The sequence below is a fragment of the Hyphomonas pacifica genome, assembly GCF_000682675.1.
Classification (GTDB): Bacteria; Pseudomonadota; Alphaproteobacteria; order Caulobacterales; family Hyphomonadaceae; genus Hyphomonas; species Hyphomonas pacifica.
The window spans coordinates 1-21,382 of sequence record NZ_AWFA01000032.1 but is presented as its reverse complement, the minus strand read 5'-3'; the positions used below and the strand labels follow the sequence as shown (position 1 = coordinate 21,382).

The 21,382-nt window shown below is 58.3% G+C and carries 25 protein-coding genes; 13 read left to right on the top strand and 12 right to left on the bottom strand.

Features of this window, described 5'->3' with window-relative positions; translation table 11 throughout:
• The first annotated feature begins 108 nt into the window (after window positions 1–108).
• Window positions 109–1,014, top strand: a complete 906-nt coding sequence (locus HY2_RS10650; RefSeq protein ID WP_034827426.1) for a 5'-nucleotidase, lipoprotein e(P4) family — start codon at window positions 109–111, stop codon at window positions 1,012–1,014.
• Window positions 1,015–1,064: 50 nt separating this feature from the next.
• Complete coding sequence (locus tag HY2_RS16810; RefSeq protein WP_051594921.1) at window positions 1,065–1,901, top strand: CAP domain-containing protein; 837 nt, start codon at window positions 1,065–1,067, stop codon at window positions 1,899–1,901.
• Window positions 1,902–1,928: 27 nt separating this feature from the next.
• Here the strand turns inward: HY2_RS16810 and HY2_RS10640 are convergent, their stop codons facing one another.
• From HY2_RS10640 to HY2_RS17160, 3 genes are all read right to left on the bottom strand, one after another.
• Window positions 1,929–2,522, bottom strand: a complete 594-nt coding sequence (locus HY2_RS10640) for an NAD(P)H-dependent oxidoreductase (RefSeq protein ID WP_158534021.1) — start codon at window positions 2,520–2,522, stop codon at window positions 1,929–1,931.
• A 111-nt stretch (window positions 2,523–2,633) separates the two neighbouring features.
• Window positions 2,634–3,290 carry an SDR family oxidoreductase gene (locus HY2_RS10635; protein WP_034827422.1) on the bottom strand — a complete coding sequence of 219 codons (657 nt, stop codon included), beginning with the start codon at window positions 3,288–3,290 and terminating at the stop codon, window positions 2,634–2,636.
• Between the two features lie 79 nt (window positions 3,291–3,369).
• Window positions 3,370–3,627, bottom strand: coding sequence for a YjhX family toxin (locus tag HY2_RS17160; protein ID WP_081815018.1), 258 nt, complete (start codon window positions 3,625–3,627; stop codon window positions 3,370–3,372).
• 287 nt (window positions 3,628–3,914) lie between these two features.
• On the opposite strand from HY2_RS17160, the gene HY2_RS10625 reads away from it, so the two are divergent.
• Window positions 3,915–4,553: an MT-A70 family methyltransferase gene (locus tag HY2_RS10625; protein ID WP_034827418.1), complete on the top strand. Its 639-nt coding sequence runs from the start codon at window positions 3,915–3,917 to the stop codon at window positions 4,551–4,553.
• A 3-nt stretch (window positions 4,554–4,556) separates the two neighbouring features.
• On the opposite strand, the gene HY2_RS10620 is transcribed toward HY2_RS10625, so the two are convergent.
• The 4 genes from HY2_RS10620 to HY2_RS17485 form a co-directional block, all read right to left on the bottom strand.
• Window positions 4,557–5,333, bottom strand: a complete 777-nt coding sequence (locus HY2_RS10620; protein WP_034827416.1) for a BglII/BstYI family type II restriction endonuclease — start codon at window positions 5,331–5,333, stop codon at window positions 4,557–4,559.
• A gap of 2 nt (window positions 5,334–5,335) precedes the next feature.
• On the bottom strand, window positions 5,336–6,151 hold the full coding sequence (locus HY2_RS10615) for an enoyl-ACP reductase FabI (protein ID WP_034827414.1): 816 nt from the start codon (window positions 6,149–6,151) through the stop codon (window positions 5,336–5,338).
• Window positions 6,152–6,232: 81 nt separating this feature from the next.
• The gene (fabA, locus tag HY2_RS10610; RefSeq protein WP_034827412.1) at window positions 6,233–6,763 is read right to left on the bottom strand and encodes a bifunctional 3-hydroxydecanoyl-ACP dehydratase/trans-2-decenoyl-ACP isomerase; all 531 of its coding nucleotides are present in this window, start codon (window positions 6,761–6,763) and stop codon (window positions 6,233–6,235) included.
• Window positions 6,764–6,854: 91 nt separating this feature from the next.
• On the bottom strand, window positions 6,855–7,358 hold the full coding sequence (locus HY2_RS17485; RefSeq protein WP_051594920.1) for an SH3 domain-containing protein: 504 nt from the start codon (window positions 7,356–7,358) through the stop codon (window positions 6,855–6,857).
• 135 nt (window positions 7,359–7,493) lie between these two features.
• Here HY2_RS17485 and HY2_RS10600 point away from each other — a divergent pair, with 135 nt between their 5' ends.
• Window positions 7,494–8,480 carry a 2-hydroxyacid dehydrogenase gene (locus tag HY2_RS10600; protein ID WP_034827410.1) on the top strand — a complete coding sequence of 329 codons (987 nt, stop codon included), beginning with the start codon at window positions 7,494–7,496 and terminating at the stop codon, window positions 8,478–8,480.
• A 10-nt stretch (window positions 8,481–8,490) separates the two neighbouring features.
• Here HY2_RS10600 and HY2_RS10595 read toward each other — a convergent pair whose 3' ends face one another.
• Window positions 8,491–9,021 (bottom strand): phosphoribosyltransferase, encoded by a 531-nt coding sequence (locus HY2_RS10595; RefSeq protein WP_034827408.1) that lies wholly within the window; start codon window positions 9,019–9,021, stop codon window positions 8,491–8,493.
• Window positions 9,018–9,731: an MJ0042-type zinc finger domain-containing protein gene (locus HY2_RS10590; RefSeq protein WP_034827406.1), complete on the bottom strand. Its 714-nt coding sequence runs from the start codon at window positions 9,729–9,731 to the stop codon at window positions 9,018–9,020. The genes HY2_RS10595 and HY2_RS10590 overlap by 4 nt, the downstream gene beginning before the upstream one ends.
• A gap of 63 nt (window positions 9,732–9,794) precedes the next feature.
• Between HY2_RS10590 and ftsE the strand changes: the two genes are divergently transcribed.
• The 8 genes from ftsE (at window position 9,795) to HY2_RS10550 (ending at window position 16,435) form a co-directional block, all read left to right on the top strand.
• Window positions 9,795–10,553, top strand: a complete 759-nt coding sequence (gene ftsE, locus HY2_RS10585) for a cell division ATP-binding protein FtsE (protein ID WP_051594919.1) — start codon at window positions 9,795–9,797, stop codon at window positions 10,551–10,553.
• On the top strand, window positions 10,554–11,426 hold the full coding sequence (locus tag HY2_RS10580; RefSeq protein ID WP_034827405.1) for a cell division protein FtsX: 873 nt from the start codon (window positions 10,554–10,556) through the stop codon (window positions 11,424–11,426). It begins immediately after the preceding gene.
• On the top strand, window positions 11,423–12,013 hold the full coding sequence (locus HY2_RS10575; RefSeq protein WP_146617202.1) for a YdcF family protein: 591 nt from the start codon (window positions 11,423–11,425) through the stop codon (window positions 12,011–12,013). The genes HY2_RS10580 and HY2_RS10575 overlap by 4 nt, the downstream gene beginning before the upstream one ends.
• 19 nt (window positions 12,014–12,032) lie before the next feature.
• Window positions 12,033–12,773, top strand: a complete 741-nt coding sequence (locus HY2_RS10570; protein WP_034827404.1) for a lysophospholipid acyltransferase family protein — start codon at window positions 12,033–12,035, stop codon at window positions 12,771–12,773.
• Between the two features lie 18 nt (window positions 12,774–12,791).
• Window positions 12,792–13,811, top strand: a complete 1,020-nt coding sequence (locus HY2_RS10565; RefSeq protein ID WP_034827403.1) for a DUF2125 domain-containing protein — start codon at window positions 12,792–12,794, stop codon at window positions 13,809–13,811.
• Window positions 13,808–14,455 carry a DNA-3-methyladenine glycosylase family protein gene (locus HY2_RS10560; protein WP_034827402.1) on the top strand — a complete coding sequence of 216 codons (648 nt, stop codon included), beginning with the start codon at window positions 13,808–13,810 and terminating at the stop codon, window positions 14,453–14,455. Before HY2_RS10565 ends, HY2_RS10560 begins: the two co-directional genes overlap by 4 nt.
• Window positions 14,456–14,597: 142 nt before the next feature.
• Window positions 14,598–15,161: an HNH endonuclease gene (locus tag HY2_RS10555; protein WP_034827443.1), complete on the top strand. Its 564-nt coding sequence runs from the start codon at window positions 14,598–14,600 to the stop codon at window positions 15,159–15,161.
• A gap of 257 nt (window positions 15,162–15,418) precedes the next feature.
• Entirely contained in the window at window positions 15,419–16,435 is a 1,017-nt protein-coding gene (locus HY2_RS10550) for a fatty acid desaturase (RefSeq protein WP_051594917.1), read from the top strand.
• A 26-nt stretch (window positions 16,436–16,461) separates the two neighbouring features.
• Here HY2_RS10550 and HY2_RS10545 read toward each other — a convergent pair whose 3' ends face one another.
• The 3 genes from HY2_RS10545 to HY2_RS10535 all read right to left on the bottom strand — a co-directional run bounded on the left by HY2_RS10545 (window position 16,462) and on the right by HY2_RS10535 (window position 20,752).
• Window positions 16,462–16,893, bottom strand: coding sequence for a hypothetical protein (locus HY2_RS10545; protein ID WP_112063339.1), 432 nt, complete (start codon window positions 16,891–16,893; stop codon window positions 16,462–16,464).
• 11 nt (window positions 16,894–16,904) lie between these two features.
• Window positions 16,905–18,335 (bottom strand): protein adenylyltransferase SelO family protein, encoded by a 1,431-nt coding sequence (locus tag HY2_RS10540; protein ID WP_051594916.1) that lies wholly within the window; start codon window positions 18,333–18,335, stop codon window positions 16,905–16,907.
• An 80-nt stretch (window positions 18,336–18,415) separates the two neighbouring features.
• Window positions 18,416–20,752: a TonB-dependent receptor gene (locus tag HY2_RS10535; protein WP_034827400.1), complete on the bottom strand. Its 2,337-nt coding sequence runs from the start codon at window positions 20,750–20,752 to the stop codon at window positions 18,416–18,418.
• A gap of 376 nt (window positions 20,753–21,128) precedes the next feature.
• On the opposite strand from HY2_RS10535, the gene HY2_RS10530 reads away from it, so the two are divergent.
• Window positions 21,129–21,359 carry a hypothetical protein gene (locus HY2_RS10530; RefSeq protein WP_146617201.1) on the top strand — a complete coding sequence of 77 codons (231 nt, stop codon included), beginning with the start codon at window positions 21,129–21,131 and terminating at the stop codon, window positions 21,357–21,359.
• Window positions 21,360–21,382 lie beyond the last annotated feature (23 nt).

Here is a 21,382-nt window from a genome sequence, read left to right as displayed (position 1 = left end):
CGTTGTTCCTACGAATGGGTCGGGCCGCAGGTTCCGGCACATTTTCGTCTTTCTCAGACAACGCAGACTGGCTAGGTTGCCCGCAAATCAGAGCGGAGCATTTGAGACATGACGTTTAAACGGACGATCCTTTCCGGCCTGGCGCTGGCCACCAGCCTGGCGCTTTCCGGCTGTATCATCGTGGATGAGCAGACGAGCCCGCCGCGTGTCGTGACCGTGGTGCAAGAGGTGGAACCGGCTGGTCCGGGCGCTGATGACCGGCTGAATGCGACGCTGTGGGTGCAGCAGGCCGTGGAATACAAGGCGACAGCGGATGGCATTTACGCGCTGGCCGGGATGCGCCTGGATGAAGCGCTGGCGGACCCGGACTGGACCGCCGTGCCGGAAGCGCAGCAGCCGGGCTATCAGGATCTGCCCCCCGCCATCATTCTGGATGCAGACGAAACCATTCTGGACAATTCCGCCTATGCGGCTTTTGGCATTCAGAAAGGCCGCGATTTCGACGAAGCAAGCTGGAATGCTTGGGCGAGTTCCGGTGTCGCCGGGCCTGTGCCGGGCGCGGTGGAGTTTACCAATGCAGCGGCGGCGAAGGGCGTAAAAGTGTTTTATGTCACCAATCGCGACGCGGTGACGAAAGAGGGCACGGCGCGCAATCTGAAAGCACTGGGCTTTCCAATGGGCGGCAATGTCGACACGCTGATGACCAAGGGTGAGCAGCCGGACTGGGGCTCTGCCAAGGGCACGCGGCGTGCAGTGATTGCGGTGAACTATCGGGTCGTCATGCTGCTGGGCGATAATTTCGGGGATTTTACAGACGACTACAAAGGCTCGCCTGAAGAGCGCCAGCGCGTCTATGAGGCGAACGCCGCCAAATGGGGCCGTGAATGGATCATGCTGCCGAACCCGGAATATGGCAGCTGGGAAAGCTCTGCCTTTGGCAATGATTATTCCCTCACGCCGGACGCGCGCCGCGAGATGAAGATAGAGCAGCTGAAGGCCTGGTCTCAGGACTGATCACTTGTAACTGTTCTGTTCATGTTCGGCGCGATAGAGTTTCCGCCGAGATGAGACTGCGTGCCTTGCTTCTGGGCTTTGGCCTGTCTGCGGCTGGTTTGCCGGCGATGGCGTGCGATCTGGATCTGGCCAGCCGGGGCAGGGCTGTGGCTGATTATGTTGAACAGGTCGCGCCCTGTCTCAGCGATTTGCCGTCTGGCTATCAGTTCGATGCGGCGATGGAACGGGAGTTTCTGGACCGTATCAATGCCGCGCGTGCGGAGGAAGGGCTGCCCGCGCTGCTCTACCGCCCGGCGCTGCGCAACACGGCGCGGTTTCACAGTCTGGACATGGCGTATAATGACTTTTTCGGCCATCTCGGCCCTGATGGACGGGCGCCGCAGGACCGTGTCTCAGCCTTTGACCGACGGGACTTTGTTCAGTACTCCGCCGAAAATGTCGCCATGGTGGAGGTGGTTCACGGACGCTGGAATGTTCAGCGCCATGGCGTAAACCGCCTGCACCGGAATCTTATGGACAGCCCAGCACACCGCGCAAACATTCTTAGCGAACAGGCAACCCATGTCGCGATCGGTGTGGTTCGCACGGAAACAGGCGTCTGGGTGACGCAGAGCTTCCTCAACCTATCGGGCAGTCTGGCGCGGGATCTGCCGGTGCGGATGCGCGTGGGGGAGAAGGTTCGTCAGATGCCGGTGCTGGAAGGCTGGCGCTTCAGCCGCTTTGGCGCGCAGACGCCGGAGGGGGACTATTTGCCCTTTGATGCCGGGGTGCCTGCTGGTCTGACTGGAGATGTCAGTATTGCTGCAGAAGGGCGAAAGCCCGGCGACAAACCCCTCAGCTATTACACGATCCGCCTGCCGGGACCCTCTGTTACTGTAGACGGATAATCAGCTGCGTTTGGGATGAGGTTCGTCTTAGCGGGCCTTGCGCCCTGCCTGTGCTCCGCGGGCTTCGGCTTGTTTCAGCCACTTCGCAATTTTTGCCTCTGTTGCCGTCTTGACTGGACCGACCTGAAGAATCCGCGCGGGCTTTATGCCGGAAAAATACAGCACGGGTTTCTGCACCTGTAGTTTGGCTGCGCGGCCATTGGACAGGCGGTCAAACCAGACCGGGGCATCTGATGTCATGAGCACGTCAGCGCGGCGGCCTGCGAGGAGGCGATCCCAGAACGGATCATTATCATGATACTTCATGGCATAGCCGGGCAGGAAACACCGGTCGATGACGCCCTTCATCTTGGCCGGCATACCGCCCCACCATTGCGGATAGGCCCAGCATGTGTGGTTTGCCCAGGAGAGGTTCTCCCGCCATTCCTCAAGGCAGGATTCCAGCGTCTTGCGGGCGTGATAGCCTTCGGTCAGATCCGGGTCGAATTGCATGTCTGATAAATTCATCCGGCGCACTTCAGCCCCCTGGGCCTCAGCGCCGCGCTGGTACGCGTCGGCGAGGCCGTGGCTGAGGGAAGCCGACCGGGGATGGCCGACAAACACAAAGAGTCGGGCTGGCATATCGCCTCCATTGATACGAATGAACAAAGCGCTCATTGTTCAATTTGGGGATCATTGCAAGGATAAACCAGACCGGGTGTGTTATTGGGCGGCGCGTGGCCGGTGGCAGGATCAGCCCCGCTGCAGGGCGGTGACGGCCTCTGCAATTGGCTGGTCGCCATTGGTCAGCTCGATGATTTCATCGGTGATCTCCGGCGTATTGATCAGTTCTGCCAGCATGGCGGCGACGTTGCCGCGCGCGACATCGCCATAGGGAATGGCCCGGCCGGAATTCACGCGGCCATCGCCGTCATCATCTTTCAGCGTGCCGGGGCGGAGGATGACATAGTCTACGCCGCTCTGCGCGAGGGCCGCATCGGCGCGGCGCTTCATGGCCATATAATGCTCAAAACCTTCGGATGTGTCGCGGTCGCGGCCTGCATCCATGAAGACGGAAACGAGATAGATGCGCTGAAGGCCGTTGGCCTTGGCCGCGGCGACCAGTTTTTCCGGGCCTTCGCCATCAATTTTGGTGGCGCGGTCCTTCCCGCTGCCGGCGGCACCTGCGGAGAAGACGGCCATGTCACAGCCTTGCAGGGCGATTGCCAGATCCTCTGAGCTCATCTCGATGATGTCGCCAAACACGGGCTCTGCGCCCTGGGCGCGCAGGCCGTTTGCCTGTTCGGCTTTCCGGTGCAGGCCTTTGACGTTGTGCCCGGCGGAAATGAGCTTGGGGATCAGGCGGCTGCCGACGCCGCCTGTTGCGCCTATGATGAAGATGTTTGCCATGAGGATGAACTCCCGCACTTTGATGTGGATCTGCCGTACCAACAGGCCCGTCCATGCGGGAGTTCCCCTTTCAACTCAGTCAGCGATTATCCAGCTCTGCGCGGACGAGTTCCAGGCCTCGCCTTGTGATGCGGTAAGGCCCGCCGCCTCTGGAGGCGATGGCGCGCTTGCGCTTCAGCTTGCGGAAGAGGCTGAGGTTCAGGCCCGAATAGCGCCAGCCATCGCGGGTAAAGCAATGCAGCTCTTCAGGTTTGTTGTGGTCGTTACGGGTGATTTCGATATGCCCGCCCTGTGCGAGCAAATGGAGGATGCGCTGTTCGGCGCGTGAGATATCCATGTGGGAGTGGTCCGAAAGTCGGGCGCCGCATGGCTGTGCATGGGGCGCGCAAAAACGTTTCCGGCACGTGGGGGTGCCAGGCTTCGCTCTTGCCGGCCTGCCTGACGCTGAATCTCAGCGCGGAATCGGCAGGCCCCTTACCGGGACTCAAACAAATTGGACATCAAAACTCCGTTGAGTTTGCAAATTGGGTAAGCAAACTCAACGGGTCAAGTCGTTAGTTAATTTCACATAAGAAATTTGGAAGAACACTAGATTTTCCGGGAGAATTTCTTTAACCAAAACATATGGAACAAAAAGAGATCTCTGGCGCCGCTTCCGACCTACTCAACTGCGTAGGTGACGTCAAATATAGCACGATATTGGCTGACCCTCCTTGGCAGTTCACCAACCGCACAGGCAAAGTTGCACCTGAGCATAAAAGGCTTCAGCGCTACCCAACAATGACGTTGCAGGATATATGTGACTTGCCTGTCGAGAGCTGTGCAGCCGATCGTAGCCATCTCTATTTATGGGTGCCAAATGCTCTGTTGCCGGAGGGTTTGAAAGTCATGGAAGCATGGGGCTTTCAATACAAGTCTAACATAATTTGGGAGAAGATCCGTAAAGACGGTGGTCCCGATGGAAGAGGTGTAGGCTTCTACTTTCGGAATGTGACAGAAGTTCTTCTATTCGGTGTGAGAGGGAAGAATGTCAGGACACTTGCTCCAGGCCGACGCCAAGTAAATTTTATTGAATCCCGCAAACGCGAGCATTCCAGAAAGCCTGATGAACAATATGACATAATCGAGAACTGTAGCTGGGGACCTTTTCTCGAGCTCTTTTCTCGGGGTTCACGAAAAGGATGGACTGCTTGGGGTAACCAAGCAGAAGATTATGAACCTACATGGGCTACGTATTCTTTCAATTCAGTTGCTGCTGAATAGCGCTTAAGGAACGATTATCCCTGCTGGTAAACCAATTGCTATTAAAGGGCACGGGTTTCCAACTCCACGGGACAAGCGATCCGCAAGTTTTTCCCAGTGAGTAGTTGCGCTTCCATATTTGTCCGAGACAAAGGCTTTGGCCCAAGCCTTTGTATAATTTCCTTCAAACCGCCGGGCCAAACCTGCATACATACTAAGCTGACGTGGTGTGGGCGCAAGACCGTGAGCCTGAAGTGATTCTGCCGAATCTAGTTCATGCTTAAGCCCATAGTCTTCTATGATATCGGACATTCTATCTTGAAGGGATTTTCCGCGAGTGATTATCACTCCTAGGCTTGCTGCACCATCCGCATGTAACCTTTTGAAATTCTCTAAGTCACGGTCAAAGAACGGATCCTTGTTGTTCCATTCAATCTCTAAAAGTATTGTTCCGGACTCAAACGATTTCACATGATCTATCTCATGGCTGAGAGACTGAATCGTTCGTTCGCCTTTCTTGTTATAGTTGTCGTTCCCAAGTGTGCCTTCGTACTGAATGAGGCGCTTCTCAATTAGTAGGTTTTGCTTGCTCCAACCTGCATCCGCCAATGCGTGCCGAAGACGCTGGGTAAATGAGGCCTCGCCTCCTCCTCCGGCGACTAACTCACCTGCATCAATCGAAAACTTGTCGAGCACCGCTTCGATCTCGTCATGCGCAACGCTGAATTCCTCAGCGAGGAGTGAAGAGGCATGATAGTTCGACGAAATGTCAAAGCCTTTGGATGTGAGCTTGTCGAACAAGTCTAGTCTTCCGGCAGGTCCGGGACGCCGACGACGTGGAAGCCGGCGTCGACATGGTGGACTTCACCGGCGACGGAGTGGCCGAGTTCTGACAACAGGTAGAGCGCGGCGCCGGCGACGCCTTCCATACGGGTGTCTTCCTTGAGCAGGGACCAGTCGCGGCCTGTGCCCATCAGGCTCTTGCCGCCGCGAATACCGGCGAGAGAGAGCGTGCGCATCGCACCAGCGGAAATCGCGTTGACGCGGATGCCTTGAGGCCCGAGATCACGCGCCGCATAGCGGGTGGCCGCTTCCAGCGCAGCCTTGGCGACGCCCATGACATTATAGGACGGAACGGTCCGCTCAGCGCCGAGATACGTCATGCAGATCATTGCCCCACCATCGGGCATGATCTCGCTGGCGCGGCGGGCGCAATCAATGAAGCTGTAGACGGAAATGTCCATCGCGCGGCGGAAGCCCTCGCGGGTCGTGTTGGCGACCATGGAGCCCTGAAGCTCGTCCTTGCCGGCAAAGGCGATGGAGTGAACCAGGAAGTCGATCTTGCCCCATTTGTCTTTCACCGCATCAAAGGCGGCGTCCATGGAGGCGTCATCGGTCACATCCGCCGGGATCATGAAATCCATGCCGATGGATTCGACCAGCGGGCGGACACGGCGCTCAAGGTTTTCGCCCTGATAGGTGAAAGCGATCTCTGCGCCCTGCGCGGCAAGCTGGCGTGCAATGCCCCAGGCGATGGAGTTCTGGTTGGCGACGCCCATTACGATGCCGCGCTTGCCTTTCATCAGGTCGCCAGAAGGCGGGGTCCAGTCATCAGCCATGGCGGCATCTCCCTTGGATACTGTCGTTTGCTATCTATGAAGGGCTAGGCAGCGCCTCGCCAAAGGTCAAGCGCTTCAGGCTTATGTGTCGACGTTCTTGAGGCCGACTTTCATGTCGAGCGCTGTGTAGACATGCTCTCCGTCGACATAGACGCGGCCATCCGCGATGCCGAGATTCAGCTTGCCACGGCGCACGCGCTTGATGTCGATCTCATAGCGGACGAGTTTCTTGTCCGGTGTGATCTCGCCCGTGAACTTCACTTCGCCAACGCCGAGGGCGCGGCCCTTGCCGGGGCTGCCGGACCAGCCAAGCCAGTAGCCGACGGCCTGCCACATCGCGTCCAGACCGAGACAGCCCGGCATGACCGGATCACCCGGGAAGTGACACTGGAAGAACCAGAGGTCTGGCGTGATGTCGAGCTCGCCGATCACGCTGCCCTTGCCGAACTGGCCACCATCCACGGTGATCTCCGTGATACGGTCCATCATCAGCATGGGCGGGACAGGCAGCTGGGCATTGCCCGGTCCGAAATACCCACCCTTGCCGGATTCCAGCAGGTCTTCCTTGGTGTAGGCATTCTTGGGCGTGTGATAATCGTGCGGTCCGGACATGGCGGTTCCCTTGTTCAATCAGCGCAAGCAGCCTTACGAGCGCGCCCCGGCCAGCTTGTCAACACTCTGGGAAGCAGTCTGCCATGCAGATTTACAGGCCAGCCTCGGCCGTATCGGTGCCCCAGAGGGTGGCCGCAGGCACGAAGCCTTTGAAATTCCTGGCTTCAATACGGCACCATCCCTTGTCGCAGGGGCCAAGGTCGACCAGCACGGTCGCCTCGATATATGCAATCTCCGCGCTCATGGCGTCCGGCTCTTCGTGCATCATTATATCTGATTGCACCATGGCGGTATGGCCGGGTTCCAGCATGCGGGCATGCACCCATACCTCCGCGCCCGAAGGATCACGTACGCGCCGCCAGTTCTGGCTTTCCTTGATGATCAGCAGAGGCAGGCCCTTGCGCTCATAATGCCAGAGGATGGGATGATCCCGGCTGGGTCCGGCGCGTCCGTTCACGGCATTGTATTTCAGCACCTCGAAACGGGGCACTTCCTTGCCGGAAAACTTGCTAACGCGGACATAGGTCGGCCCTTCTGCGAAAGCGCTTGCGCCAACCAGCAATAACCCGGACAGGAATATGGGTGCCCACTTCATGTGCAGTCTTTTCCCATTGTCTGCGAGCCGGTACGATTCCACGGTCAAATGAATCTAGGGTAAAATATGAAGCGTTGGCGTTGCAGGTTCCCTCTGCTAAGGCCCGTTTTGAGAATATTTGCAAAAAGAGTCCCCATGTCTGCAAAGAAGCTGAAAGTCGTCGTGACCCGTAAACTTCCCGCGCCCGTTGAATTGCGGTTGAAGGAATTGTTTGATGCGCGGCTGAACGAGGATGATCACGCCTTCACCCAGGACGAGCTGGTGGATGCGATGCAGACGGCAGATGTCCTGGTGCCGACCGTGACGGACCGTCTGGATGGCCGCGTCATGGCGCGGGCGGGGGAGCAGCTGCGCCTGATCGCGCAATTTGGTGCGGGCGTGGACAATATTGATGTGCAAAGCGCTATTCAGCGCGGCATTACTGTGACGAACACGCCGGGCGTGCTGACTGATGATACGGCAGATGTCGCCATGGCGCTGATCCTGTCTGTGCCGCGCCGCCTGTTCGAGGGTGCGCAGATCATGAATACGGGCGGCTTTGATGGCTGGACGCCTACTTGGATGATGGGCCGCCGTCTGGCGGGCAAGCGCCTCGGCATTATCGGCATGGGCCGGATCGGCCAAGCGGTCGCCCGCCGCGCCAAGGCGTTTGGCCTGCAGATCCATTATCACAACCGCAAGCCGGTCAGCCCGCGTATCGAGGAACTGCTGGAAGCGACCTATTGGGACAGTCTGGACCAGATGTTGGCGCGCATGGATATTGTATCTGTCAATTGTCCGCACACGCCGGCGACCTTCCACCTGATGAATGCCCGCCGCATCGAGCTGATGAAGCCGGAAGCCTATATCGTGAATACCGCGCGGGGTGAGGTGATCGACGAAGCCGCCCTGGCCCGCGCGCTGAAGGCGGGCAAGATTGCTGGCGCAGGCCTGGACGTCTTCGAGCGCGAACCGACGGTGAATGAGGAATTGCTGGGCCTGCCGAATGTCGTGTTGTTGCCGCATATGGGGTCCGCCACGATCGAGGGACGCACCGAAATGGGCGAGAAGGTGATCATCAACATCAAGACCTTCGCCGACGGCCACCGCCCGCCGGATCGCGTGATTCCCGCTATCCTGTAGGGTCTGCGGACTAGTCCAGCGCGCCGATATAGGGCAGGCCGCGATACTTGCCAGCATCATCCATGCCATAGCCGACCAGATAGCGGCCGGGCGCTTCAATCGCGCAATAATCCACACCGTCTTCGCCGCGGGGCGCCCAGGGCTTCTGGGTCAGCGCGCAGGTTATGACTTCCCGCGCCCCCTTGGCCAGCATGTGTTGTTTGGCGAATGCGAGCGTACGGCCGGTGTCGAACACATCATCCAGGATGATCACGCCGCGATCCTTGACCGATCGGGTCAGATCAGCACGCACGACAACCCGACCAGAGCTTTCGCGGGCATCCCGGTAGCTTTCCAGCCATATGACATCCAGTGTCGGGTGAATGTCGCGGCGGGCAAGCGCCTTCATCAGGTCCGAGGTAAACGGCGTCGCGCCGATCAGGATGGAGACAATCGTCCATTCCCCGGTCAGGCGTGGGGCCAGCGTCTCAGCCATCTTGTCGATATGCGCCATCAATTCTTTTTCCGGCACGACGACTTCTATCTTGGGCGTTTCGCTCATTCCGGGGACTCATCTGTGTCTGCGTCTGTTGCCAGACGGCTATTGGAGGTCATGTCAGCCGTGGCGGGCACCTGGTCGCGTGGCACGAAGGACAATTCGATTTCAAAACTTTCGATCGGGGCCTGCTCAACCACGATCTGGAAGGTGCCGATCTTGCCAGCCGGCAGGCTGGCAGGTTGGATCGGGCCATAAGTGGTGCTGACAATCGCGCCGCGTTCATCCTTCAACTCCACCCGCACGGCAGGGGTGCGTACGGAGGAGCGGGAAATGTTCACCGCTTTGCCAGCGACCGTGACGATCGGGATCGTGTCGTTGAACGTGCGACTGCGCTGGATGTCTTCAAACTCCAGCCCGTAAGGGTTTACCTCAAAGCCGAGCTGCTTGTAAGCGCCTGCAGCCTCGGGCCAGGCTTTCACGACTTCATTGCGGAAGACGATGGCGCCAATCCCAAGCGCAAAGAACAGGCCTGCAGTAATTAGCCAGGACAGCAGGGCAGCAAAGCGGCTTTTGCGGCGGCGCTGTTCGCGCACACGCTCACGATAAATTTCATGGGCGGCGGCCGGATTACGCCGGGCCGATTCCTTTTGCTGTTTCGGGGCAACGAACCATGAGTTTCCGCAGGCCGCGCACTTAACCGTGCGTCCGCTTTCACCGATTGTTGAGTCATCGGCGAAATACTGGGTCTCACAATTGGGGCAGGTGAGGATCATGTCTTGGTCTTTCCCGCAATTCGCCCCAATAATCCATCCGTCTGAGCAATACGACAGGAGCCTATGACCCTATCCCGCCTAGACCTGTTTGACGATGTCGCTGTGCGCCTCGACGGAGTGTCGCTTCGCTATGACACGTCAGAAGACATACTTAGCGGTATTGATCTGGTCCTGAAACCCGGATCATTCAGCTTTCTCACAGGTGCTTCCGGGGCGGGCAAAACCAGCCTGCTGAAGCTGCTTTATCTGGCGTTGAAACCCAGCATGGGGGAGGTCTCTCTGTTCGGTCGGCCGACCAGCCGCCTGACACGGGACCAATTGTCGGCCCTACGCCGCAGAGTGGGCGTAGTGTTTCAGGAATTCCGTCTGCTGGACCATCTTACGGCCTATGAAAATGTTGCATTGCCGTTGCGTGTGCTCGGCCGCAAGGAAGCGAGCTATCGCAGCGATGTGCAGGAATTGCTCGCCTGGGTAGGCTTGGGCGAACGGATGCATGCGCGGCCGCCGACCCTGTCCGGTGGTGAGCAGCAGCGCGTCGCGATTGCCCGCGCCGTGGTGACTCAGCCGGATATACTGATCGCTGACGAGCCGACCGGCAATGTGGATCCGGAAATGGGCTCTCGCCTGATGCGGCTGTTCCTGGAGTTGAACAAGCGGCGCGGCACCACAGTGATCATCGCGACGCATGATCTGGGCCTTGTGCGGCAGGTGCAGGCACCGGTTTACCGGTTGCAGCACGGCCTGCTGGTACAGGATGCCGAATATAGCGACGGCACGGCAGTGGCCGGACGTCGGCGTACAGATCCGGTAAAGACAAAATAGATGAAGCCCAGGGAAACTCCCCTTTTACCTGTTGAGGATGCGCGCGAAGCTGCGTTGTTCTTTGTCGTGGGTGCGCTGTGCTTTCTGGCAGCGCTGGCCACCTTGTCTGCGAAATCCACCTATGGTGCCGCCCGCAGCTGGACAGCGGAAGTGGAAGGTGAGCTGACAGTTTCCCTGCCGGATGTGGACCGGCGTGCGGCCGAGGAGGCCCGCAAGCTGATCGCGGAAACCGATGGGGTGCGTGAGGCGCGCCTGCTGAGCAAAGAAGAGATCGACGAATTGCTGGAGCCGAGCTTTGGCAGCCGGGGCCTGCCCGAAAGCCTGCCTTTGCCGCAATTGGTCGCGGTGAGAGCAGATCCGCTGGCCCAATTTGTAGGACCGAATATTGAGCGGCGATTGACGGAGGCTGGCTATGTCAGCGCGGTCGATGAACATGCCGAATGGGCCGGAGATGTGCGGCGCGTTCTGGGCATTGCGCGACTGGTGGCTCTGATCGCAGTGGCCCTGCTTGCCTCAACAGCGGTAGCTGTGATCGCCTTTGCGACTCATGCGGCGTTGCTGACCCGACGGGACATTGTGGATGTGCTGCATCTGGCGGGCGCGCGGGACAAATTCATTGCTAGCCTTTTCGAGCGGCGCTTCTGGTTGCTGGGCCTGAGGGCCGGATCTGTCGGCGCGCTCATGTCTCTTGGCGCGGCGGCGGCCATGATACTTGCGGCCCGCTCCAGTGGTGCGCGCAGTGGCCTGTTGCCTGAACTGAGTCTGGACTTCTATGATCTTCTGATTCTGGTGCTGACGCCGCTGATTGCCGGACTGGCAGCGAGGTTCGCAGCGCGCATCACGGTGGTCCGGTCTTTGAAGAGTATGATGTGAGTGGAGAAAGGCGGCTCAGGAAACGGCGGTTCGGAATTGTCCCCGCCATGGCGCTTGCCGCATTGTGTGTGGCGGCAGTGGATTTCATCCTGTTCGCCAATCGCGTTGCCTCTGCCACGCATGATGAAGATGCGCGGGCAGATGGCATTGTCGCGCTGACGGGAGGTTCCGGCATCCGCATTGCTGCGGGCGTCGAGTTGGTGGCCGAGGGCCGCGCGCAGCGCCTGCTGATCTCCGGCGTCAATCCCGATGTGACCCGTCAGGAGCTGATCAATCTGGCAGGCGGATCGGAAGAGGTCTGGGCTTGCTGCGTGGACATTGGCTACATGGCCGAGTCGACCAAGGGGAATGCCGAGGAGACGGCTGCCTGGGCCTATGAACGCGATTATGAGCGGCTGATTATTGTCACCTCTGATTATCATATGCCTCGCAGCCTGATCGTTTTGCAGAAGACCATGCCGGATATGCAGCTGATCCCGTGGCCGGTGCGCACGGTAAATGACCCCTCTTCGATCTGGAGCGATCCGGATTCCTTCCGGGGGGTTCTGACCGAATGGCTGAAGTGGCGCGTGACGACACTGGAATGAGCGGCTATCTGATAGCGCTATGACATTGCTGCGCTCTCTTCTGTTCGTGATCTGGATGTATGGCCTGATGGCCATCATGGGGATTTTGTTCCTGCCGACCTTGATAATGCCGAAGGGCGTGATCCTGTGGGGTATCAGCGTTTATGCGCGCAGCCTGATCCTGGGCCTGCGCCTGATCTGCGGCATCGAGACGGAGATTCGCGGTCAGCAGAACATGCCGCGCGGCACCGTGCTGTATGCAGGCAAGCACCATTGCATGCTGGATGTGTTCATTCCCTTCATTGTGACACGCGCCCCTGTCGTGATCATGAAGAAGGAATTGCTCTGGTATCCCTTCCTTGGCTGGTATGCGCTGAAGGCAGCGATGATCCCGATTGACCGTGAAGGCACGACCAAAACGCTGAAGAAGATGGTGGGCGAGGCCAAAGAGCGCGCCGCCGATGGCCGTCAGATCGTCATCTTTCCGGAAGGCACACGGGTCGAGCCCGGCGCGCCGCCAGCCTATCATGCCGCCGGTCTGTCCGCGCTGGCCAAGGCGATTGAAGAGCCAATTGTTCCGGTGGCGACCAATGCGGGCCTCTGCTGGCCGGGCCGGGGTCTGAAACGTTCCAAGGGCAAGATTGTCTACGAAATCCTGCCCCCCATTCCAGCGGGTCTGTCGCGCCGCGATCTGATGGCGCGGCTGGAAACGGAACTTGAGGCAGCCAGCAACGCTCTTATTGAAGAAGGCCGCGCTGTTCAGGCGCGCCTGTCCAAGTAATCCTGTCAGGACCAATTCATGGTTGAACCTTCCACCGTGCAGAAGAAATCCCGCTTCTGGCTATTCTTTCCTTTTGTTCTGCTGCTGATCGTGATTGCGGGCTGGACGGCCTATTGGCTGATCGCACGCAGCCAGCTGGATAAGGGTATTGATGAATGGATCCGCAGTGAACAGGGCAAGGGCGCGACGATTGAATATACATCGAAATCTGTCGGCGGATACCCCTTCCGGTTTGAACTGGACGTGCGCGATCCGGTCTATCAACCGCGCGGGCAGGCGCGTTGGCAAGGCGAAAGGCTGCGCCTCGTCATGCAGCCCTGGAACTGGCAGCACATCATTGCCTATTCACCGGGCCGGAACCTGATCACGGAGCCAAGCGCCCTGCGCCATACGATCAATCTTGATCCGAAATCCGCGATGAGTGTGTCGTGGAACAAGACATCTGTGAACCGGATCGGTCTACAGCTGGGCAATGCGACCGCGCTGATCCGCGGGGAATCCTATGCAACGACCGGCTTCTCCCTCAATCTTGCGCCACGCAAGACATCTCCCGATGATATGATGTTTGCTGTTCAGTGGGACAGGCTGACCCTGAATGCGACACCGCAAGGCGCGGAATATCTGGGCGACACGCTGGGGCCGTCTCGGCTGATCGGCGAAGTGCGCGAATTCTATCCCGCCTGGCTGCGCGCGGCGGGCGAGCCGGAACAGTTCTATGAGGCTTTGATGGAGCAGGAGGGCGGCATCGAAGTCGCGCAATTGCTGCTGAAATGGGGGCCGCTGGAGCTCGGCGCGAAGGGCGATATCAGCTTCAAGGGCGGCAAGGCAAATGGCACGGCAGGCCTGCGCATCGACAATGCGGAGAATTTGAAGGCCGAAATGGAAGCGGCGAGCCGGTTGGGCCAGCAGGAGCAGGCCGTGATCACCATGCTGGAAGCGTCTTCCAAGGATGGCGGGTTCCTGACCTTCACGATCAAGGACAATGAACTGAAAATGGGTCCGCTAAGTCTCGGCCGCCTGCCGGAGCCGCGCTTTTGACGGCGCCTTCGCAGCGGAAACTGATAGCGGCCTGTAAAACACTGGCCGCAGCAGACCCTGCGTTGGAGAGAGCCTATGAGGAAATGGGCGTGCCGGAGTGGCGCGTCGGCCAACCGACCTATGCGGCGCTGTGCCGCCTGATCGCCTATCAGCAATTGTCGACAAAGGCAGCAGGTACGATCTGGGGCCGTACCGAGGCTATGTTCGGAGAGGTGACGCCCGAGGCCGTACTGGCGGCAGATCCGGAGGCCATTCGGGGCTGCGGCATGTCGCGGCCAAAGGTGCGCCACATGACATCCATCGCTGAGGCCGTCGTCACAGGCGCGCTGAAACTGGAGCGCGTCTGCGCGTCTGATCTGGATTCTGCGCGTAAGGAACTGGTTGCGGTGAAGGGAATCGGCCCATGGACCGCAGAATTATTCCTGCTCTATTCGGTTGGCGCTATGGATGCCTTTCCGGTCGGCGATGTCGGCCTGATGGAGGCGCACAAACTTCTGTCGGGCCATGAAACCCGTATGGAAATCAAGGAATTTACCAGTCATGCAGAGGCTTGGCGCCCGTATCGCGGAGTGGCTGCGCATCTGCTCTGGGGCTGGATCAATGCCGAGCGGGCCAAGGCTGGCGGGGCGAGCCCGCAGGCCTGAGCGGGCGGTAAAAGATTGCAAAACGCTGCGACTGTCATAATCTCATGATACGAATCGTCTATCCGCATGGACGAAACGAAAAGGAGCTGCGTCTTCAGTCAGTTCGTTGGACAATATGATCTCATACGCATGGGAGGCTCCCATGGCTGAGATAATGACGACCCCGCCCAGCGGTCGGCCGGCACTTGTTCTAAATGCTGATTACAGACCGCTTTCCTATTATCCGCTCTCCCTTTGGCCTTGGCAGGAAGTCGTGAAGGCGGTGTTTCTGGACCGTGTCGATATCATTGCAGAATATGATTATGTCGTGCGCAGCCCGAGTACGGAATTTCGTCTGCCAAGCGTGATCGCATTGCGCGATTTTGTGCGCCAGGACAGACCGCCGGCGTTTACGCGCTTCAATGTCTTCCTGCGTGATGGCTTTAAATGTGCCTATTGCGGCGCTTCGGACAATCTGACCTTCGACCATGTTATTCCGCGCTCCAAAGGCGGACGGACGAGCTGGGAGAATATCGTCGCGGCGTGCAGCCCCTGTAATCTCAGGAAGGGCGGCAAGTTCCTGCACCATACGGACATGCATCTGATGCGACGGCCCATGCGACCAAACAATTTCCAGCTGCAGGAAATCGGCCGCAAATTCCCGCCCAACCATCTGCACGAAACCTGGATGGACTATCTCTACTGGGACGTCGAGCTGGAGAGCTGATTGCGGGTCCTACGTATTGCGGGGAATGTCGCTTCCATTTTACATAGAAGCCGTAAACAAGATGTGCCAGTATTTGAACAGACACGTCATTTTTGTGAGCTTTCCCGGGGAGACCTGTTTTCAGGCCAGGGCATTGCGCCTAGGGTTCGTCTGGGTGGGAGATTTGGAAGGGTGGTATCATGACTCCGGATTTCACACGGGCTGATCTCAAGGCAGCGATTCCAGCAAGGTGCTTCCAACCCAGCACTGCCCGGTCGATGGCTTATCTGCTCTTTGATTTTGTCCTGATCGCGGTGGCCTATTGGGCGCTGTCACAGGTGTCTGCCTGGTATCTGAAATTACCGCTGATCTTTTTCATCGGGACGATGTTCTGGGCAGTCTTTGTGATCGGGCATGAGGCCGGGCATGGCGCGTTTTCCAAATCCCGCGCGGTGAACACGGCGGTAGGACTGATCACGCATTCCATCATTCTGGTGCCGTATCGCGGCTGGCAACGCAGCCATGCCATGCATCACATGAAAACCGGGCATTTCCGAGAGGAGGAAGTGTTCCGGCCCTGCCGCGCAGAAGATGACTGGTTGGCGCGGAAAGTGTTGTTCCGGTCCGGCCTGTTTCTGTTGATTGGCTGGCCGATGTACAAGCTGGGCTATCGCAATCTGACGACATATGACCCTGTGAATGGCAGTCACTTCCTGCCGGTCAGCGATCTGTATGCCAGCCATGTGAAATGGTCCTGGGCAGCAAGCCTTGCCGGTGTGCTGGCATGCTTGGCGATCTATATTGCTTTGGGCGTGATATTCGGCTGGGTCTTTGCGCTGACCTATATTGTCGGCCCGTATTTCGTTTATGCGGCCTGGTTGACCTTCGTGACCTATATGCAGCATGTTTCGCCGGAAGTACCGGTCTATGACAGCGATGACTGGAGCAGCCTGAAAGGCGCGCTTGCCACGGTGGACCGCAATTATGGCCCGTTCAACTGGCTGACCCACCACATCGGAGATTTGCATGTGGTGCACCACATCTTCCCGACGATCCCGCATTATTACACACGGGAAGCAACAGAGGCGATCAAGCCGATTCTAGGCGAATGGTATATGAAATCCGACCGCTTCGTTCTGATGGATTTTGTGCGCACCCTGATCGGATGCCATTATGTCGAGCCGGGCGACGGCCAGGAAGTGTGGAAGTCCGCCTATCCCTGGGCAAAGAATGCGGGCACCGGCAAGACGGACAAAGTGAAAGAAACGAGCGGCGCGCACATGCCGGCGGAATAGGGTACGCGCCTGCTCTTCTGTCGGCGTTATTCGGCGTCCAGAGTGACAATTGTGCGGCCCGCTTCTTCCGGATCTGTGGGATCCGTGATGCTCGCCTCCATGTCCTCCGAAAGGATACCGGACTCAGTCACCACATCCAGAATGGCGGCATGGCGCGCGGCGGTCAGATCTGTATCATCTGTGCGATAGGTGATGATGTGGACCCGGCCATTCGGGCAATCTGTCGCGCGGTCCTCAATGACTTCCAGAATCAGATCATGACCCAGGCTGGTAAGCTCCGATGAACCTGTGTGAAAGCCGATGGAATTCTGCTTTACGCGGCAGGGTATCGTGGCCGTATCTGTTTCAGCCACCTGCGGGGTATTTTGTGGTGCAGCCTCTTCACGGGGCAGGGGGGTCTCGTTTCCACACGCAGTGAGAAGCAGGGTGGCGGATAACAGGATAAGCGGCAGTTTCATTGGGGTCTCCATCAGGGCAGTCTGATATTGCCGGGTTCGGTGTGCCAGGCAAAGGCCTGCCGGGCCTGTTCGATATGGTCCAGCTTTGCCTGTAAGGCAGACCAGTCATCGCGCTCGGCAATCGGGGCCCAGAGAGATTCCACCTCATCAATCAGCAGGCTGGCGGGCTGGTCACTCTGGAAATAAGCGTGTGAGAGGCGCTCTGGCCGGACGGGCGCGCGGGCGAGGAGAGCCTCGCGGACCGGCGCGAAGGCTTCTTCCCGATAGAGGCTCGCTTGCGGGGAGGCGGCAGCGCGAGGCTCGCTTTCATGGCCGCAAAACCAGTCAAAGAATGTTTGCGGCCAACTGGCCTCGCTCTTTGTCATCCAAGCATAGAAGGCCTGAAGGAATTCCGTGTCGCTGTCTGTATATTTTAGTGGTTCCACTCCCAGGAGGGCATGGGTATGGGCGATGAAGCTCTGCTGATAGGCCTGTTCATAGGGTTTCAGGCCGGTGGCGAGGGCCTCGGCCTCCGCCAGAGGCAGCAGCGCGGATGCGAGCTGTTGCAGAGCCCAGCCGCCTTGAAGGGGCTGGCGGCCAAAGCGATATAGGCCCTGCTGGTCAAAATAGGCGGCGGTGAAATTCGGGTCGGAGACTGGCAGGAAGCGCCAAGGGCCGAAATCAAAAGTCTCGCCGGTGATGTTGAAATTATCTGTATTCATCACGCCGTGGACAAAGCCAGTCGCCATCCACTGGCCGATCATGGCGCCTGTCGCGCGGGAGATGGCCGCCAGCAGGTTGACGGTCTTTTGGGACATGTCCGGATCGTCTGCTTCCGGATGAAAATAGTGGATGCAATAGTCAACAAGGCGGGCAAGGTCTTGCTGCTGTTCCAGATAGGCCAGGCGCTGAAAGCTGCCAAAGCGAACATGGCTGTGGGAAAGGCGGGTCAGAACGGCAGAGCGCGTCGGCGATGGCTCGTCATTGCGGTGGAGCGATTCGCCGGTTTCGATGAGGGTGAAGGGTTTGGATGTATTAACCCCGTGGGCTTCGAGATAATTGGCAGCGAGGATTTCGCGGACGCCGCCCTTGAGGGTCAGGCGACCATCGCCCTGCCGGCTCCATGGGGTCTGGCCGGAGCCCTTGGTGCCAAGATCCAGCCAGCGACCGGTAGTGTCCTGAATCTGTGCGAACAGGAAACCGCGCCCATCGCCAAGTTGTGGGTTGTAAACGCCGAATTGGTGGCCGTGATAGCGCAAGGCGAGAGGGTGCGGGAGATTTCCATCCAGGGGTTTGAAGCGCCCGAAATGAGAGAGCTGGTCAGCTTTGCTTAAGCCAGAAAGGCCTGTTTCCTCGGCCCAGCGCGCGTTCCAATATCGTAAGGTGTGGGCGGGGAAGTCTGCCGGGTGAACCGGATCGGCGATAAAGGGAGTGATCGTCTGGATCGGAAGGGAATGGGCCATGCAAGACACATAGGGTCGCCATGCAAAAAGGGCGACCCTTGGGCCGCCCTTTCCGGAAGTTTGTTTTTGCGAATGAGCGCCTAGTATTCGTAGGTCAGCTCCAGGCCTAGCAGGCGGCCTTTCTTCAGCGGGGAGAACGTGCCGCCAGCCGGATAGGCCGGGTAGGAATAGTTCACACCGGTAGACAGCGGGCCAGGGAAAGGCAGCTGCGTGTCGTTACCGGCCTGAACCTCGTCCAGCATGTTCTTGCCGTAGAGGGATGCGGAGAGGCCCTTGTACGGTGTTTCCCAGGTCAGGTTGAAGTCGAGAATGTCCGCAGCCTGTACCCAGCCAAAGTTGCTGTCTGTATAGGCAATGCGGTCACGGTGCTGGAAGTTTACGCCCGCTACGAGAGCGCCATTGTCTCCCATGTCGATATCCTTGATCAGGCCGACACCCCAGGTGAGTTCCGGAACACGCGGCAGGTCAAGGCGCAGATCGCTGTCACCGACGACACCGTCTGCATCAAGATCGAAGAAGACCTTGTCATAGGACGCGTCGATGATGCCGACATTGAACGTGCCGAGCAGGGTATCGGTGATCGCCCAGCGGCCATCGGTTTCAATACCGTAGATTGTCGCATCTGCGGTGTTGATGATGTTCTGGACAACACCCGAGCTGCCAGAGGTGTTAACCTCACGCTGCATGTTCTTGATGTCGGTGTAAAACACCGATCCATTGATCTGGATACGGCCATCTTCGCTTTGAGACTTGAAGCCGATTTCATAGGCGTCGAGCTCTTCCTCATCGAAGCCAAGATCACCGGTTTGCGCGACAAACTGGTAGAAGATCGGAACATCGGTGATGCGGAAGTTGTAACCGCCCGAGCGGAAGCCCTTGCTCCAGGTTGCATAGGTCTGGACATAATCATTCCAGAAATATTGCAGGCCTAGTTTCGGCGTCCAGTTAGACCATTCATTGCCGTCGCTGAAGCCGTTTGGCTCCTGTGCACCGCCGGTGATCAGGGCAATCAGGTCATTGGTACCGTCGGGACTACAGGTACCTTGGACAACAGAGCAAGGGAAGCGCGGACGGATGAAGACGACGTCTGCGTCCTTCTCTTCGTTGGAATAGCGCAGGCCGGCCGTACCGATCAGGCGGTCCGTGAACGAATAGTCTACGTTCACAAAAGCGCCCCAAACAGTGTGGTCCATCTTGCCGCCGCCATAGAAGCCCCACGGGATGGACGCCGGAAGGGCGCCTGGGCGGGTCGTCGGAAGGTTACGGATTTCGGTGTATTCCAGTTCCTGTTCGAAATAGTACAGGCCGGTCGTCACGTCTGCCTTGCCGAAAGTGCCGGCATAGCGAAGTTCGTCAGAGAATTGCTCTGCATTGAACTCTGCATCGGAGTGGAACAGTGTGAAGGGGGTTGCGTCGATGTCGGCGCGACTGGTGGTTTCCAGATCCCGATAGCCAAAGATGTTGGTGATACGGCCATTCCCGAAATCAACATCATAGTCCGTACGCAGAGAACCGAACAGGGCCTCAGCTTCGCCAAAGCCTGGCTCGTTGATGGACATGTCGAATGTGTCACGCTCGAAATAGGAACGGTTCTGGCCGCTCGGGCCGTCACCGCGGGAATCGCTGTATTCCAGCTTGCCGAGGAAAGTCAGGCGTTCGGTCGGCGTGAATTCCAGGGCGCCGCGATAGGTGGCCGCCTGAAGTTCGCCGTGATTGTCGCCATTATACTGGTTCTTGAAATAACCGGCATCGGTGACATAGGACGCGCCGAGCTTGCCGTTCAGAACGCCTTCGATCAGCGGACCGGAGACATAGCCCTGAACCTTGGCGGAAGCGCCGCCGCGATCATCATCAATCGGGCCGTTCACGTCCACGCCTACCTTGTAGGTGAATTCGTCTGTCGGGTTGCCGGTGTTGACGACAACCGCGCCGCCGGTGGTGTTACGTCCGAACAGCAGGCCTTGCGGGCCGCGCAGGATCTCGATGCTGTCCACATCGAACAGGTCAACCACAACCTGGCTGTTCACGCCGATATAGACGCCATCAATGAACACGCCGACGGCCGGGTCGGTGGACGGGATGGAAGAGTTCACACCCAGGCCGCGGATCGCGAAGTTTGCTGTGCCGCGCGCCGTGCCGACGTCATCCAGGGAGACGTTCGGGGAAGAGTAAGACAGGCTTTCCAGCGTGTTGACGTTCAGCGCGTCCAGCGTATCGGCATTGAAAGCAGAGACAGCGACGGCAACGTCCTGAACGTTTTCAACGTCTTTCTTCTTGGTGGCGGTGACGGTGACAGTGCCGAGAACGCGATCGATTGCGGACTCGCGCTCGGTCTGGGTCTCAGTTTCCTGAGCCTGCGCAGCACCGAAAAGAAGGACGGCAGAAGCCGTCGCAAACAGAGTGTGTTTGAGAAGCATAGCGGTTTCCTAAATTGTATTATTTATTGAGTTCCGGGAGGTATTTCGGACCCGCTCTTTTTGGCGGATTACCTCTCAAAATAGAGACAAATGTTATCGTTTCACCTATTCAAGGTAGTTGCGCGATGAATTCTTGCTGACTGTAACATTTGCGCCACAACACACCTATAATTCGCCAGAGTTTCTACAGGTTTGCGTCGGGGTAAGCGCGATTACACATTTCTGACAACGTTGTTTACTTGCGAAAGCTTCGATTTCTATTGCACCGCACAATAAGTCGGACCTTCTGAAAGCCCTGACGGGGCATATGCTGATCCTCTGATGAGACATCACGGACGCCAAAAGATCCGGATGCTCATGATTACGGGAGGAAAATATGAAGCGATCTATGAGACTGTGGACCACTGCGTCTTGCGCTGCCCTGGCGTTGGTAATTCCAGCGTTTGCGCAGGAAGAGGATGGGTCTGAACTTAGGCAATCAACGGTGACCGTTACCGGCTCCCTGATTGCCGGTACGCCAGAGGATGCCGCCCTGCCGGTCGACGTGTTGACCGCGGGGGAGCTGAAACTGGAAGGCTCGCCCTCGATTACGGAGCTGATGACCTGAGCCCCAAATGGTCCCGCATTTGA